This window comes from Streptomyces sp. NPDC045701 (assembly GCF_056432045.1).
The window spans coordinates 1-15,502 of sequence record NZ_JBWKJV010000017.1; the positions used below are offsets into that span (position 1 = coordinate 1).

General features: G+C 74.5%; 10 protein-coding genes. 8 read left to right on the forward strand and 2 right to left on the reverse strand.

The features are described 5' to 3' along the window. The first annotated feature begins 145 nt into the window (after positions 1-145). Positions 146-1,357, forward strand: a complete 1,212-nt coding sequence (gene hemA, locus AC07DW_RS19200; RefSeq protein ID WP_478858837.1) for a 5-aminolevulinate synthase — start codon at positions 146-148, stop codon at positions 1,355-1,357. A 73-nt stretch (positions 1,358-1,430) separates the two neighbouring features. On the opposite strand, the gene AC07DW_RS19205 is transcribed toward hemA, so the two are convergent. Next, positions 1,431-3,221, reverse strand: coding sequence for an ATP-binding cassette domain-containing protein (locus AC07DW_RS19205; RefSeq protein WP_478858838.1), 1,791 nt, complete (start codon positions 3,219-3,221; stop codon positions 1,431-1,433). Further along, positions 3,221-4,987: an ABC transporter ATP-binding protein gene (locus AC07DW_RS19210; RefSeq protein WP_478858839.1), complete on the reverse strand. Its 1,767-nt coding sequence runs from the start codon at positions 4,985-4,987 to the stop codon at positions 3,221-3,223. The genes AC07DW_RS19205 and AC07DW_RS19210 overlap by 1 nt, the downstream gene beginning before the upstream one ends. A gap of 289 nt (positions 4,988-5,276) precedes the next feature. Here AC07DW_RS19210 and AC07DW_RS19215 point away from each other — a divergent pair, with 289 nt between their 5' ends. Genes AC07DW_RS19215 through AC07DW_RS19245 form a run of 7 tightly spaced genes read left to right on the forward strand, consistent with a single transcriptional unit; the run spans position 5,277 to position 15,427 of the window. Continuing rightward, the gene (locus AC07DW_RS19215; RefSeq protein WP_478858840.1) at positions 5,277-6,377 is read left to right on the forward strand and encodes an NAD-dependent epimerase/dehydratase family protein; all 1,101 of its coding nucleotides are present in this window, start codon (positions 5,277-5,279) and stop codon (positions 6,375-6,377) included. An 18-nt stretch (positions 6,378-6,395) separates the two neighbouring features. Next, on the forward strand, positions 6,396-8,345 hold the full coding sequence (gene asnB, locus AC07DW_RS19220) for an asparagine synthase (glutamine-hydrolyzing) (protein WP_478858841.1): 1,950 nt from the start codon (positions 6,396-6,398) through the stop codon (positions 8,343-8,345). Next, positions 8,335-9,552 (forward strand): glycosyltransferase family protein, encoded by a 1,218-nt coding sequence (locus AC07DW_RS19225; RefSeq protein WP_478858842.1) that lies wholly within the window; start codon positions 8,335-8,337, stop codon positions 9,550-9,552. The genes asnB and AC07DW_RS19225 overlap by 11 nt, the downstream gene beginning before the upstream one ends. Continuing rightward, complete coding sequence (locus AC07DW_RS19230; RefSeq protein WP_478858843.1) at positions 9,549-11,066, forward strand: asparagine synthase-related protein; 1,518 nt, start codon at positions 9,549-9,551, stop codon at positions 11,064-11,066. Before AC07DW_RS19225 ends, AC07DW_RS19230 begins: the two co-directional genes overlap by 4 nt. Before the next feature lie 35 nt (positions 11,067-11,101). Next, positions 11,102-12,622 (forward strand): B12-binding domain-containing radical SAM protein, encoded by a 1,521-nt coding sequence (locus AC07DW_RS19235; RefSeq protein WP_478858844.1) that lies wholly within the window; start codon positions 11,102-11,104, stop codon positions 12,620-12,622. After that, positions 12,612-13,844 carry a glycosyltransferase family protein gene (locus tag AC07DW_RS19240; protein ID WP_478858845.1) on the forward strand — a complete coding sequence of 411 codons (1,233 nt, stop codon included), beginning with the start codon at positions 12,612-12,614 and terminating at the stop codon, positions 13,842-13,844. Before AC07DW_RS19235 ends, AC07DW_RS19240 begins: the two co-directional genes overlap by 11 nt. Then, positions 13,841-15,427 (forward strand): carbamoyltransferase C-terminal domain-containing protein, encoded by a 1,587-nt coding sequence (locus tag AC07DW_RS19245; protein ID WP_478858846.1) that lies wholly within the window; start codon positions 13,841-13,843, stop codon positions 15,425-15,427. Before AC07DW_RS19240 ends, AC07DW_RS19245 begins: the two co-directional genes overlap by 4 nt. Positions 15,428-15,502: the final 75 nt, after the last annotated feature.

The following is a 15,502-nucleotide window of genomic DNA, read 5'->3' on the forward strand; positions in this document are numbered from 1 at the left end:
ACTGGTCACTCTGGCGAAGACTCAGCCAGACACGCGCCCGCAACAGTCACTACAAACAACGCGGACACACTCCCTAACTGTGATTGCAGTACTAGGATGAACCGCTCCATCACGCGCGAGGCGACAAGAGAGCGAGCCGGAAACCATGACCCAGTACATGGATTTCTTCTCACATCTCGCGGAGGAATCCGCGAGCCGGAAGCGGGAGTTCCTGGAGATCGGCAGGATCGCCGGGCGTTTCCCCGCCGCCACCACACGGCAGGATGGCGAAATCAGCGTCTGGTGCAGCAATGACTATCTCGGTATGGGACAGCACCCGCTCGTCCTCCGGGCGATGAAAACGGCCATCGACGAATACGGGGCCGGTTCCGGCGGCTCGCGGAACATCGGCGGCACGAACCATTATCACGTCCTGCTGGAGCGTGAGCTGGCGGAACTGCACGGAAAGGAGGACGCGCTGGTCTTCACCTCCGGCTACTCGGCCAATGAGGGCGCGCTGTCGGTGCTGGCGGGCCGCATGGACGGCTGCGTCGCGTTCTCCGACGAGCTGAACCACGCCTCCATCATCGACGGCTTACGGCACAGCCGGGCGGAGAAGCGCATTTTCCGCCACAACGATCCCGGGCACCTGGAGGAGCTGGTCGCGGCCGTCGACCCACGTCGTCCGAAGCTGCTGGTCACGGAGTCCGTCCATTCGATGGGCGGCGACGTGGCGCCCCTCGCGGAGATCGCCGACGTCGCGAAGCGGTACGGCATGCTGACCTTCCTCGACGAGGTCCACGCGGTCGGGATGTACGGCCCGCAGGGCGCGGGGATCGCCGCCGAGCGGGGGCTGGCGGGCGAGTTCGACCTCGTCATGGGGACGCTGGCGAAGGCCTTCGGCACCACGGGAGGCTATGTCGCCGGGCCTTCGGTGATCGTCGACGCGGTACGGGCGTTCTCCCGCTCGTTCATCTTCACCACCGCCCTTCCGCCGTCCGTCGCCGCCGGCGGGCTGGCGGCGGTCCGGCACCTGCGGGCCTCGGAGGCGGAGCGCGAGCGGCTGAGGCGCAACGCGCGGACGATGCACCGGCTGCTGGCGGAGCGGCGGATCCCGTTCCTGTCGGACCAGTCGCACATCGTGTCGGTGCGGGTGGGCGAGGACGCGCTGTGCAAGCGGATCTCCGCGCTGCTGCTGGAGCGTCACGGGATGTACGTCCAGGCGATCAACGCGCCGAGCGTGCGGGTGGGCGGGGAGATCCTCCGGGTGGCCCCGGGTGCCGTGCACTCCCTTGGCGACGTACGGGACTTCGTGGACGCGCTGGACGGCATCTGGACCGCGCTGGACGTCCCTCGGGGCGGCTCCGGCCCCGCCTGAGCCCGGTTCTGCCGCCCCGCCCGGGCGGTGGCGCCGCGCGCGGCGGAGCCCCCCCGCACCGGGTCCGGCCGCGTCAGTCCGAGGGCGCCGCCGTCGCGGTGGACCACAGCCTGCGCATCTCGGCGGAGGCGGCGAGCACCTCGTCGAGCGTTCCGGCGGCCTCCACCCGCCCGGCCTTCAGCACCACCACCTGGGCTGCCGCGCGGAGCACGGCCGGCCGGTGGGAGACCGCGAGCACGGCGGAGGAGCCGTCGAGCAGGCGGCTCCACAGGATGTGCTCGGTCTCCGGGTCGAGCGCGCTGGAGATGTCGTCCACGACCATGAGTCGCGGCCGCCGCACCAGCATCCGGGCGATGGCGAGGCGCTGGATCTGGCCTCCGGACAGCCGCAGCCCGCGCGGCCCGACCACGGTGTCCACCCCGTCCCGCATCGCGGCGACGTCGGGTTCGAGCACGGCGGTGCGCAGGGCCGCGGCGAGCGCCCGGTCGTCGTCCGGGCCGAGCAGCACGTTCTCCCGCACCGAGCCGCTGAACAGCCGCGGCGCCTGCGGGACGTAGCCGCAGCGCGGCGGCACGAGGAAGCCCGCCCGGTCGACCGGCTCGCCGTTCCACCGGACCTCGCCGCCGGCCTGCGCGGGCACGAGGCCCAGCACGGCGCGCAGGAGCGTGGTCTTGCCGGATCCCACGCCCCCCGTGACGACCGTGAGGGTGCCGCGGGTGACGGACAGCCGGGCCTCCTCGACGCCCCTGCGGGTCCCGGGGTGGTGGGCCGTCAGGTGGCGGACCTCCAGGAGCCGCGCGGTGCCACGGCGCGGCCGGGGCGTGCGCGGCCCGGCGGGCTTCCCGGGCGGCGGCCCGGCGGGCTTCCCGGGCGGCGGGCCGGTGTCACGGGCCGCGCCGAGGAACGCGGTGACGCGCTCCAGGGCCACCGACACCCTCTGCAGGCGGATGGAGAGGATGCCGATGGAGGCGAGGGCCTCGGCGAGGATCTGGAGGTAGAAGGTGAACAGCGCCAGGTCGCCGACGCCGAAGGAGTCCCGCGCCCGCCCGGCGGTCAGCAGCAGGACGAGACCCACGCCGACCGGGGCGGCGTTGCCGATGACGTTGCGCTGTACGCCGGCGAAGAGCGCCTCTCGTACGGCCGCCCTGCCGCGCGCCTCGTTCAGCCGTCCGATGTGCGCGGCGACGTGGTCCTCGGCGGCGGCGGCCTGTACGGCCTTGACCGCGCCCACGGCTTCCCCGAGGGCCCCGGCCACCTGGGCGGAGGCGGTGCGGGTGGCCCGCCGGTGGGCGAGGAACCGGCCGTGGACGAGAGCGGTCACCAGGGTGACGACCAGGAGCAGGGCGAGAAGCGCGACGGTGACGAGCGCGTCGACGGTCAGCATGATGCCGACGGACGCGGCGACGAAGAGCCAGTGCGCGAGGTTGGTGGGCGCCCACGCGAGGAAGAAGCCGACCTCCTCCACGTCCTCGCCCACCGCCCGGAGCGCCTCCCCCGGCGGCACGCGTGCGGTGACGTCGGGCCGTCGCAGGGCGGTGCCCAGCAGGGAACGGCGCAACCCGGCCGTGGCGCCGTACTGGAGGCGCGGCTCCAGGCGGCTGAGCATCACACCGAACTGGAGCACCAGCCGGGCGCCCTCGATGGCGGCCACCCAGGCGATCAGCGCGATCAGTCCGCCGGTCGCGGCCCCGGCCCCGCCGTTCCCGCCTCCCCCGCCGCCGCCGATCCCGTCGAAGAGGCGTTGGAAGAGCAGGCCCACCGCCAGGGTCCCGGCCCGCAGCAGCACCCACAGCCCGGTCAGCGTCCAGTAGGCCCCGGACGATCCGCGCAGCACGGCGCGCAGGCGGGAGAGCGTCGCCCGCATCACGCCGCCCGGCCGGTGTGCAGCAGCCCGTGGAAGCGGGAGGCCGGGTCGGCGGCGAGGGCGGTCCGCTCGCCGTACTCGACCACCCGGCCGCGGTCGAGCACCAGTATCCGGTCGACGTGCCGCAGCGCGTGCGGCCGGTGCTGGACCACTACGGCGGTCCGGCCGTGCAGGAGGCGCTCCATGGCGGGGGCGAGGAGCTCCTCGGTGTGCGGGTCGAGGCGGGCGGTGGGCTCGTCCATGAGGACGAGGGCCGGGTCGCGGAGGAACGCCCGGGCCAGGGCGACCAGTTGCTCCTCCCCCGCGGACATGCCGCGTGCCCCGGCGCCCAGCACCGTGTCCAGACCGTCCGGCAGGTCCCGCAGCCAGCCGGTGAGCCCGGCCTGTTCGAGGGCGTCGAGGAGGCGGCGGTCGCCGACCGAGCGGTCGAAGAAGGCGAGGTTGTCGCGGAGGGTGGCGTGGAAGACGTGGACCTCCTGGGTGATCAGGGCGACCCGGCCGCGCAGGACCCTGGCGTCCAGCGTGCGGATCTCCCGGCCGCCCAGGACCACCGAGCCGCCCACCGGCCGGTGCAGCCCGAACAGCAGCCGTACGACGGTGGACTTGCCGCTCCCGGTGCGGCCGACGACGCCGAGCCGCTCGCCGGGCCGGAGGCGGAAGGAGACGTCGGTGAGGACGGGTTCACCCGGCTCGTAGTGGAAGGAGACCGCCTCGAAGCGCACGTCGAGCGGCCCGCCGGGCAGGGGCGGCCCGGCGGCGGGCCGGGGTCGCGCGCCGGCCGCCGGGTCCGGTGGGTGCCCGTCGTGCTCCCGCAGCAGTTCGCCCAGCCGGCCGACGCTGACGACGGCGCTCTCCAGCTCCTGGAAGCGGGCGGTGAGGGCGAGCAGCGGGCGGCGCAGCAGCATCGCGTACGACAGCGCGGCGAACGCCGTACCGGTGGTGAGCTGCCCGCGTGCGTGCAGCCAGACGCTCACCGCCAGGGCGAGCACCACGCTCGCCGCCGACAGGCCCTGCACGGTGGCCGGCCATCGCACGGACACCCGTGCCGCGCACCGGGCCCGCTCGTACAGCGTGCCGAGCCGGTCCTCCAGCGCCCGCATGGTGAAGGGAGCCGCCCCGTTGGCCGTGAGGTCCTCGGCGCCGGCGAGCCGCTCCTCCAGGAAGCCCAGGAGGTCGGCGACGGAGGCCTGGCGGGCGGTGACGAACGGGACCGCCCGGCCGACCAGCCGCCGCAGGAGCAGCAGGGTGCACAGGGTGAACGGGGCGAAGACGAGGGCCAGTACCTGGTCGAGCCGGAACAGCGCGGCGAGGATGCCGACGACGAGCAGGGCCTGTGCGGCCACGTCCAGCAGCAGGGAGGACATCACGCCGGCGAGGCGGGTCACGTCGCCGTCGACGCGGTCGACGAGTTCGCCGGGCGGGTGACGCTGGTAGAACGGCGCCGGGCGGCGCAGGCAGTGGTCCACCAGTTCGGCACGCAGCCGGTTGGTGGTGCGCCAGGCGAGGCGGGCCGCGAGGTGGTCGCCGCCGGTGGAGACGGCCGTCTGGCCGAGCGCCGCCGCGCAGTACCAGGCGGCCACGGTGAGCAGCAGGCCGTCGGGCGAGCCGGCCAGCGCGCCGTCGACGAAGCGGCGCAGCATCTCGGGTGCGACCAGTTGGAGTCCGACGCCCAGGGGGACGATCACCGCGAGGAGTGCCAGCGGCCCGCGCTCGCCGCGGAGGTACCGGCCGAGTCCGCGCAGCCGGTGCCATGGGCTGTCAGCCAACGCGCCCCCTCCGTCCGTCACCACGCCGGAACCCGACAGCATAAAGAGGCGCCATGCGGTTGGGAATGGGACGGCTGATATGCGTCGGTTGCGGAATCCTTCCCGCCGTCCGCTTATTCGTGTTTCCTGTTTTCGCCCGTCGATCCTGGGCGCCATTGCTCGCGGAAAGAACGCGCTGTTAGACTCCGGCGCGTCTTTCGAGGTCCCTTTGCCCACCCGTCCGGGGCCGAATACCAGCACGTCGCACCGCCTTGAACAGCCGTACACGCAACGGAACAAGGGGGACTTCATGCCAAGCGACGCTCACCTTCCGGCCATCGCCGGCGATGTCGTGGTGACCGGTGCGGCGGGTTTCATCGGCTCGCACCTGGTGGCGGCATTGCGCCACGGCGGCCGGAATGTCGTGGGGGTGGACCGCCGGGACATGGGCGTCCACACCGAAGCCGGGCCGGCGCCGGGGGAAGGCGCGTTCCAGGCACGGGGCGGTGATCTCGCGACCATGGATCTCGGTTCCTGCCTGAAAGGCGTGGACCTGGTGTTCCATCTGGCCGCCTTACCCGGCGTGCGGCCTTCCTGGACGGAATTCCCCGAGTACCTCCACTGCAACGTACTGGCCACGCAGCGGCTGCTGGACGCCTGTGTGCAGGCGGGGGTGGGGCGGGTGGTGGTGGCCTCGTCGTCGAGCGTGTACGGCGGTGCGGACGGTGCCATGCACGAGGACATGCTCCCCCGCCCCAGCTCGCCGTACGGCGTGACGAAACTGGCCGCCGAGCGGCTCGCCCTGGCGTTCGCGGCCCGCCGGGACACCGCGCTGTCGGTCGCAGCGCTGCGCTTCTTCACCGTCTACGGCCCCGGTCAGCGGCCGGACATGTTCATCTCGCGGATGATCCGCGCCGTGCTGCTGGGGCAGCCGGTCGAGGTGTACGGCGACGGCACGCAGATCAGGGACTTCGTGTACGTCGAGGACGTCGTCCGCGCCCTGTTGCTGGCCGGAGCGCCCGATCGGCCCCGCACCGGCCGGTCCCGCGCCGACCGGGCCGGCTCCCCGGCCGCCGACCGGGCCTTCGACGGGGCCGCCGACCGCCCCGACGACCGGGCCGAGGTGCTGAACGTGGGCACCGGCTCCTCCGTGTCGCTGAACCGGCTGCTGGAACTGACCGCCGAGCTGACCGGGCTCCGGCCGGACGCCCGCTACGGCCCCACCCGCGTCGGCGACGTGGGCGCCACCACGGCCGACCCGGCCCGGACGCGCGAACGGCTCGGCTTCCACCCCGACACGGACCTGCGCACCGGCCTGGCCGCCCAGATCGAGTGGACCCGCCGGCGACTGGACGCCGCGCACCGGCCGGGTCCCGCGCTCGGCGGCACCGCGCCGGGCCGGCGGGCGTAACCGGCCGTGTGCGGCTTCGTGGGCTTCAGCGACCGCGACGGGGGCGGCGACGCCTCGCGCGCCACCGCCGGGCGGATGCTGGCCGCCGTGGCGCACCGGGGCACGGACGGCTCCGGCTGGTGCCACCACCGGGGCATCACCCTGGCGCACTGCGCGCTGACGTTCGTCGACCCGGACCGGGCCCGGCAGCCGTTCCTGTCCGGATCCGGCCACGTCTCCGTGGTGTTCAACGGCGAGATCTACAACCACGCGGCGCTGCGGCGGGAGTTGCGCGCCGCGGGCGCCGCGCTGCGCACGGAGAGCGACACCGAGGTGCTGGTGGAGCTGTACGAGCGGTACGGCATGCGGATGCTGGGGCGGCTGCGCGGCATGTACGCCTTCGCGCTGCACGACGCCCGCACCGGCACCACCGTGCTGGCCCGCGATCCCATGGGCAAGAAGCCGCTGTACTACGCGCGCGTCCCGCACGGGGTGGCCTTCGCCTCCGAGCTGGCGGCGCTGCTGCACCACCCGGACGTCCCCCGGACGCCCGACCCGCGGGCCGTCGCCGACTACCTGGTCCTCCAGGCCTTCCCCGCGCCGGGCTCCGCGGTCACCGGTGTGCGCAAGGTGCGCCCGGGGTGCTACGTCCGCCACGAGGACGGCGCGCTGACCGAGGTGGAGCACTGGCGGCCGGCCACACCGGCCAGGGTGGCGCGCATCGGGGTCCGCGAGGCCGAGGCGCGGTTCACGGCGCTGTTCCGGTCGGCCGTGGAGCGGCGGGTGCTGAGCACCGGACGGCCGCTGGGGGTGCTGCTGAGCGGGGGCCTGGACTCCAGCGCGGTGGCGGCCGTCGCGCAGGACGTGTCCCCGCACGGCCCGGTGCCCACGTTCAGCGCCGGGTTCGCCGACGCGGACTTCGACGAGTCGGCCCACGCGCTGGCGGTCGCCCGGCACCTGGGGACCGAGCACCACATGGTGCGGATCGGCGGGCGGGACCTGGCGGAGGTGGTCGAGTCCGAGTACGGGCGGGCCGACGAGCCGCTCGCCGACCCGTCGCTGCTGCCTACCCGGATCGTGTGCCGGGCGGCACGGCTGCGGGTGCGTGGGGTGCTGACCGGGGACGGGGCGGACGAACTGCTGCTGGGGTACCGGTTCTTCCAGGCCGAGCGGGCGCTGGAGGCGCTGCTGCGGGTGATGCCGGCGGACCGGGTGGAGGCGCTGGCGGGCGCCCTCGCGCGGAGGCTTCCGCAGCGGTCGGGGAACCTGCCGGCGCGGGCCGCGCTCGGCCGGTTGGCCCGCGGGGTCCGGGCCGCGCCCGAGCACCGTTTCTACCTGGCCACGGCGCCGTTCGGGCCGGCCGGGCTGCCGGCGCTGTTCCGCCCGGAGGCGGCGGGGGCGCTGGCGGGGCACGACCCGTTCGCCGAGGTGGCGCGGCTGCTGGAGGGCCGCCCCGGACTGTCCGCCCTGGAACGCAGCCGGCTCGCGGTCGTCTGCCACTTCCTGCGGGACGTGATCCTCACCAAGACCGACCGGGGCGGTATGCGCAGCGCGCTGGAGCTGCGGTCGCCGTTCCTCGACGTGGACCTGGTGGAGTACGTCGACTCCCTGCCGCCGGGGCTGAAGCTGCGCGGCCTCACCGGCAAGTACCTGTTGCGCCGGGCCGCCGCCCCGTGGCTGCCGCGCGGCACGGTCCGGCGTACGAAGCTGGGCTTCCGCGCCCCGGTGGCGGGGCTGCTGCGGGGGGAGCTGCGGACGTTGCTGCGGGACACCCTGGCACCGGCCGCGCTGGACCGCGGCGGCCTGTTCGACCCCCGTGCGGTGCGGGTCCTGCTGGACGACCACCTGAGCGGCCGGCGGGACACGTCGCGGGGGCTGTGGGCGCTGCTGTGCTACCAGCTCTGGTTCGACGGCCTGCCGACCGCCTCCCGCACCCCCGCGCCGTCCGCCCCCGTGGACCTGACAGAGGAGATGCGCCGTGCCGTCTGACCACAGCCGTATCCAGGTGCTGTCCCCCCGTACGTGGGGTGAGTTCGGCAACTACCTGGCGGCGACCAGCTTCTCGCGCGTGCTGCGCGGGGCGGTCGACGCGGAGGTGACCCTGCTGGAGGCCGAGCCGATCGTGCCGTGGCTCGGCGACGCCGGGGCGGAGATCCGCGCGATCTCGCTGGAGAGCCCGGACGCGGTGACCCGCACCGAGCGGTACATGGCGCTGATGTCCCGGCTCCAGGAGCGCTTTCCGGCCGGTTTCGAGGTGGACCCGGGGCTGCGGCAGGCGGAGGCGCTGTCGGGGCTGGTGAAGCACCTGCGGGAGACGGCGCCGGACGTCGTCGTGGGCACCAAGGGGTTCGTGGCCCGGCTGTGCGTGGCGGCGGTGCGGCTGGCGGGGCTGCGCACCCGGGTGGTGAGCCATGTGACGAACCCGGGCCTGATGGACCTGCCGCTGCACCGCAGCCGCCACCCGGACCTGACGCTGGTGGGCCTGGAGCGCGCCAAGGAGCGGCTGCTCGCCGAGGAGGGCGGGGACCCCGACCGCATCCGGGTGGTGGGGCCGCTGGTCGCCCAGCACGACCTGCGCGACTTCATGACGGGCGGGCGCGGCGGCGCTCCGGCCGCGTCCGGCCCCTGGGGCGGTGACCGCACGGCGCCCCGGCTGATCGTGTTCTGCAACCGGGGCGGTGACACCTACCTGCGGCTGCTGGAGCACCTCGCCGAGCGGCACCCGCACATCGACCTGGTGTTCGTCGGGTACGACGACGCGGAACTGGCCCGCCGGGCTGCGGCGTCGGCGGCCGCCTCGCACGTCACGCACTGGCGGTTCCACAGCCGGCTGACCCAGGCCGAGTACTTCGACTACATCGACCAGGCGGCGAAGTCCCCTTACGGGCTCCTGGTCTCCAAGGTGGGGCCCAACACCACTTTGGAGGCGGCCTACTTCGGCATCCCGGTGCTCATGCTGGAGTCGGGGCTGCCGATGGAGGCGTGGGTGCCGGGCCTGATCGCCGAGCACGCCCTGGGCCGGGCGTGCGACACCCCCGGCGAACTGACCCGCGTCCTCGACGACTGGCTGGCGGATCCGGCCGCGATCGAGCGGCACAAGCGGGACGTGCGGGTCTTCGCCCGGACCGTGCTCGACCAGGAGGCCGTGGCCCGCCGGATCGGCGAGGCGGTACGGACCGTGCTGGAGGCCCGGTGAGCGCGGGCCCCGGCCCCGCGGCGCCGTACGTGCGTGTGGAGCGGCGGCCCGGAGGGGTGTGTGTCCGGGGCCGCGCCGAGGCCGCCTTCGGGCACGAGTCGGCGGACGGGCAGGGGGTGTTCGCCCGGTGGCGGTGGGACGGGACGCGGCTGTCGGTCCGCAATGACCGGTACGGCATGTGGCCGCTGTTCTACCGGCAGGAGGGGACCTCCGTCACGGTGTCGCCGGACGTGCGGGTGCTGCTGGCGCTGGGCGGTCCCGCCGAGCCGGACCATGACGCGCTGGCCGTCTTCCTGCGGCTGGGGTTCTTCCTCGCCGAGGACACGCCGTTCGCCGGGGTGCGGGCGCTCCCGCCGGCCGCGACGCTCACCTGGTCGGACGGGCGGCTCCGGCTCGACTCCGGCCGCGTGGCACCCGCCGGGCCCGCCGCGACGACGCGCGCGGCGGCCGTCGACGGGTTCGTCGAGCTGTTCCGCGACGCCATCGCCCGGCGACTGCCGGACGAGCCGTACGTCCTGCCGCTCAGCGGCGGCCGGGACTCCCGTCACATCCTGCTGGAGCTGCACCGGCAGGGCGCCCCGCCACGGCTGTGCGTCAGCGGCGCCAAGTTCCCGCCCGACCCGGGCGCCGACGCGAAGGTCGCCGCCGTGCTGGCCGCCCGGCTGGGCGTCGAGCACCAGGTCCTGCACCGGCGCCGCTCGCAGTTCCGGGCGGAACTGGCGGCGAACCCGGCGCAGGGCATGTGCACCGTGGAGGGGGCGTGGGCGCTGCCCGTGCTGGCGTACCTGCGCGCCCGCACCCGGGTGTCCTTCGACGGCATCGGAGGCGGCGAGCTGGCCCAGAACCCGAGCATGGAGCTCATCCGCGCCAACCCGTTCGACGCGGCCGACCTGCCGGGCGTCGCGGACCGGATGCTCCTCGCGGGACGGACCGGCCCGCACGTGGAGCACCTGCTCAGCCCCCGGCTGGCCGGGCTGTGGAGCCGGGAACGGGCGCGCGGGCGGCTCGTCGCCGAGCTGCGACGGCACAGCGGGGCGGCGTTCCCGTACGCCTCGTTCTACTTCTGGAACCGCACCCGGCGCGCCATCGCGATGACACCGTACGGTCTGCTGCGCGACGGCCCGGTCCTGCACGCCCCGTACGTGGACCACGCGTTGTTCGACCACCTCTCCTCGGTGCCCGAACGCTTCCTGATCGACGGCACGTTCCACGACGAGGCGCTGCGCCGGGCGTACCCCGAACACGCCGGGCTGGGGTTCGCCAGCGCCGCCCCACCGCCGCCCGCACCGGTCCTGGTGCGGCACCGGCTGGGCTACCTGCTGCGCCTGCTGGGCCACGCGGCATGGGCCGAGCGGGACTGGCGGCGCGGCGGGGACGGGGTGCTGGGGCGGCTGCTCTCGGCCACCCGGGGCGAGGGCGCCGGGCGCCGGGTCAGCCGACTGCTGCCGATCGCGGTCTACCTGCTCCAGCTGGAGGCGCTGACCGGACGGCGGGGCACCGCCGGACCCCGGTGACCTCCGGACCCGTACCCACCACCCGAGGGGGAACCATGCGCAAGACCCTGCCCCTGATCAGCACGGGCGAGCCGCCGGGGAGCGGCGGAGGCGGCTGCTCGTCCGCCGCGCCCGCCACGGCGGGCGCCCGACCCGCTCTGCCGCGCTGGCGCAGGCGGAAACTGCGGATCGCGCTCGTGCGCCACCACGACCTGTGCCTCAACACCCGTCAGATCACCCAGGTGCAGAAGCGGGCCGGGGTGCTGCCGCACCTGGGGCTCGGCTACATCCACACGGCGCTGAAGACGGCCGGGTTCCACGACGTCATCCAGATCGACACGCCCGCCCTGGGCCTGGACAGCGAGGGGCTGCGCGCGCTGCTCGCCGACTTCCGCCCGGACCTGGTGGGCGTGAGCACCACCACGCCCGGGCTGCCCGGCGCCGTCGAGGCGTGCCAGGCGGCCAAGAGCACGGGCGCCAAGGTGATCCTCGGCGGCCCGCACACCGAGGTGTACGCCCGGGAGAACCTCTTCCACGAGAGCATCGACTACGTCGGGGTGGGCGAGGGCGTCACGATCATGCCGGAGCTGGCGGAGGCCCTGGAGCAGGGCGAGGAGCCCACCGGGATCCGGGGGCTGGTGAGCCGGGACTGGGACGGCGGTGCCGCGCCCATGGTGAACCTGGAGGACGTGGGCTGGCCGGAGCGCGAGGGGCTGCCCATGCGCAACTACTTCTCGATCATGGCGCCCCGGCCGTTCGCCACGATGATCTCCAGCCGCGGATGCCCGTTCAAGTGCAGCTTCTGCTTCAAGCAGGCGGTGGACAAGAAGTCGATGTACCGCACGCCGGAGGACGTCGTCGGAGAGATGGCGGAGCTGAAGAAGCGCTACGGCGTCAAGGAGATCATGTTCTACGACGACGTGTTCACCTTGCACCGGGGCCGGGTGCGGGAGATCTGCGAACTCATCGGCGAGACCGGGCTGAAGGTCCGCTGGGAGGCGCCCACCCGGGTGGACCTGGTGCCGGTGAAGCTGCTGGAGGCGATGGCCGGCGCCGGCTGCGTACGGCTGCGGTTCGGCATCGAGCACGGCGACCCGGAGATCCTCGAGCGGATGCGCAAGGAGAGCGACATCGAGAAGATCGAACGCGCCGTCACCGACGCGCACGAGGCCGGGATCAAGGGCTTCGGGTACTTCATCGTCGGCTGGCTGGACGAGACGCGCGAGCAGTTCCGCCGCACCTTGGACCTGGCCTGCCGGATCCCGCTGGACTACGCCAGCTTCTACACCGCGACGCCGCTCCCCGGCACGCCGCTGCACACCGAGTCGGTGGCCGCCGGGCGCGTCCCGGCCGACTACTGGGACCGGTTCGTGCGGGGCGAGTTCGACCAGCGGATCGGCTACCTGGTGCCGGACGCCCAGCAGCGCGCCCAGTACGCCTACCGGAAGTTCTTCCTTCGCCGCGAGATGGCCGGGCCGCTGCTCACGCACATGGCCCGGACCGGGCAGTGGCGCAACACGCTGGACGGTCTGCGCAGCCTGGCCCGGTCCACCTCCAACACCGACCGTGACTTCTGACGGGGCGGGGCGGGTGCGGCTGAACCGGCCGGTGCGCCCCGGGCGGCCGCCCGCCCGGGAGCCGTTCCCCCTCGGGCACCTGCGGGCCGCCGTCTCGCGCGGGTACCACCCCGGCACGACCTGGTCGGTACCGGTCCGGTACGTGCTCCACGGCCGGCCCGAGCCGCGCGGCGCGCGGGAGGCGGCCGACGCGCTGCGCCCGGCGCACGCCGCCGGGACGGCCGTGGCCCTGGTCGCGCCGACGTACGTGGGACGGGGCACCCTCGCCGAGCAGGAGGAGCGGCTCGACGTCCTGCTGGAGCGGGTCGCGGAGGCGGCGCGCGCCCACCCGGACGTCGACGTCCTGCTCCTGGTGGGCATGCAGTGGCGGGACGCGGCGGAGGAGCGGGAGGCGCTGCGCCGACTGGGGGCGCTGCTGCGGCGGGCGGCGGCCCGCGCGCCGGGGGTGCGCGCGTGCGGCCTGTCCCTGCCGGGTCCGGGCAAGCCGCGGACGCTCAACGCGGCCGTCGCGGTGGCGGAGGCGCTGGGCTGCGCCGGGGTCGGCTGGCTGGACGACGACGTGACGCTGGAGCCCGGTTGCCTGGCGCACCTGGTGCGGGCCTTCGTGGCGGGGGGCTGCCGGGGGGCGGTGGGCGCGACGAAGGTCCCGCACACGGCCGCGTACGCCACCTCCCGCGCCCTCGCGCGGGCCAAGGCGGTGGCCGAGCCCGCCACCTGCTATCCGCACGGCTGCTGCATCCTGGTGGCCACCGAGGTGGTGGCCGGGGGCATGCCGGACCGGTACGTGTCGGACGACGGTTACGTGTGCTTCCGGCTGCTGGATCCGGCGCTGCCCGATCCGCTGCGGTACCTGCGGCTGGTGCCGGATGCCCGGTGCCACTACGTGGTGGCCGGTCCGGCGGGCGAGACCCGGCGCCGGATCCGCCGGCTGCTGCTCAACCACCTCATCGACCTGGCCGACTGGCCGCTGCCGGCCGCCCGGTACTACTTCCGCCACGTGCTGTTCGGCGGCATGTGGCCGCTGACCGGTTTCCACCGCGAGAGGGGCGTGCGGCACGGGGCCGCGGTGGCGGCGATCAAGTGGCTGTACTTCTGCTGGTTCTGCGGGGTGGGCGCGGAGCTGTACGTGCGCGGGCTGCTGCGCCGCCCGCTGCGAGAGGTCCGGTGGGCCGCCTATTCGGCCGTCCGCAACCCGTCGCCCGTACTCGAGGAGAGCCGATGAAGGTCCTGTCACTCCACTCCGCCGGACACGACACGGGTGTCGGCTACTTCGAGGACGGGCGGCTGCGGTTCGCCGTGGAGACGGAGCGGCTCACGCGTACCAAGCACGACCACCGGGCCGATGTCGCGCTGCGGCACGTACTGGCGCAGGAGGGTGTGGACGCGGACGGGATCGACCTGGTGGCGGTGTCCACGCCGGTGCGCGGCGCGCTGTTGCGCATACCGGACCTGGACGTGGCGATGGAGCGCGTCGGCGCGGGCGCGCCGCACCACCGCACGACGTGCGACCTGCTGGGGCGGACCGTCGACTGCGTGGTCGTCACGCACGAGGTGTCGCACGCGGCGCTGGCCGCGCACTACGCGGGCCACGAGGACGGGACGGTGGTGCTGGTCAACGAGGGGCGCGGCCAGGTGAGCCGCAGCTCGCTGTTCCGGGTGGCGGGCGGGCGCCTGGAGTGGGTGGAGAAGGATCCGCTGCCCTGGTACGGCAACGGGTTCGGGTGGACCGCGATCGGGCACCTGCTGGGCTTCGGGAAGAGCCCGAGCGTCGCCGGGAAGGTGATGGCGCTGGGTGGTTACGGGGAGCCGAGCGCCCGGGTGCGGGAGCTGCTGCTGGCGGTGGACCGGCGGGTGACGGACGACCTGGCGCTGGCCGAGCGGGTCCGCGAGGAGCTGTCGGCGCGGCCGGAGTTCGGCCGGGACTTCGGGACGATGGCGCGGGTGGTGGCGTCCTTCCAGGAGCTGTTCACCGAGACGGTGTACGAGCTGCTGAGCCGCCATGTCGCGCGGACTGCCGCGGGTTTCGGCCCGATCGCCCTGGGCGGCGGCTGTGCGCTGAACATCGTCGCCAACTCGGTGCTGCGCCGCCGTTTCGGCCGGGACATCGCGGTGCCGCCGGCGTGCGGTGACGCGGGGCACCTCGCGGGGGCCGGGATCTACGCCCTGCGGTACCTGGCGGGGCAGGACGTGGCGCCGCTGAGCGTGTACGCCAACGGGGCCGGCGAGTCCCGGGAGGCGGTGCTGCGGGCGCTGGCCGGGGCGGGGCTGGAGCCGGTCGCGTACGACCGGGGCGCGGTGGCCGGCACGCTCGCCGGTGGTGGCGTCGTCGCGCTGCTGGAGGGCGCCGCGGAGCTGGGCCCGCGGGCGCTGGGGCACCGTTCGCTGCTGGGCAGCCCGGCGGTGCCGGGGATGCGCAAGCGGATGAGCGAGGAGCTGAAGCAGCGCGAGTGGTACCGGCCGCTGGGCGCGGTGATGCGCGAGGAGCGGTTCGCGGAGCTGTATCCGGGGCAGTACGGCTCGCCGTACATGCTGTTCGAGTACGACGTCCCCGAGGGCGTCGCTCCGGAGGCCCGCCATGTGAACGGGACGTGCCGGGTCCAGACCCTCGGTCCGCGGGAGGCCCGGCTGCACGCGCTGCTGGCCGAGTTCGAGGCGTTGAGCGGTGTTCCCGCCCTGATCAACACCTCGCTCAACGGTCCGGGCCGGGCGATCGCCCACACGGCCGGCGACGTGCTGGACGACTTCGCCGGCAGTGGGGTGGACCTGTTCGTGTTCGACGGTCTGATGGCGCGGCGGCGCGGCTGAGGCGTGTCCTCCGGACCGGCCGGATCGGTGGGCGGGGGCCGGCGCGTGCGGCGAGATCGGCGGGACACGCCCCCG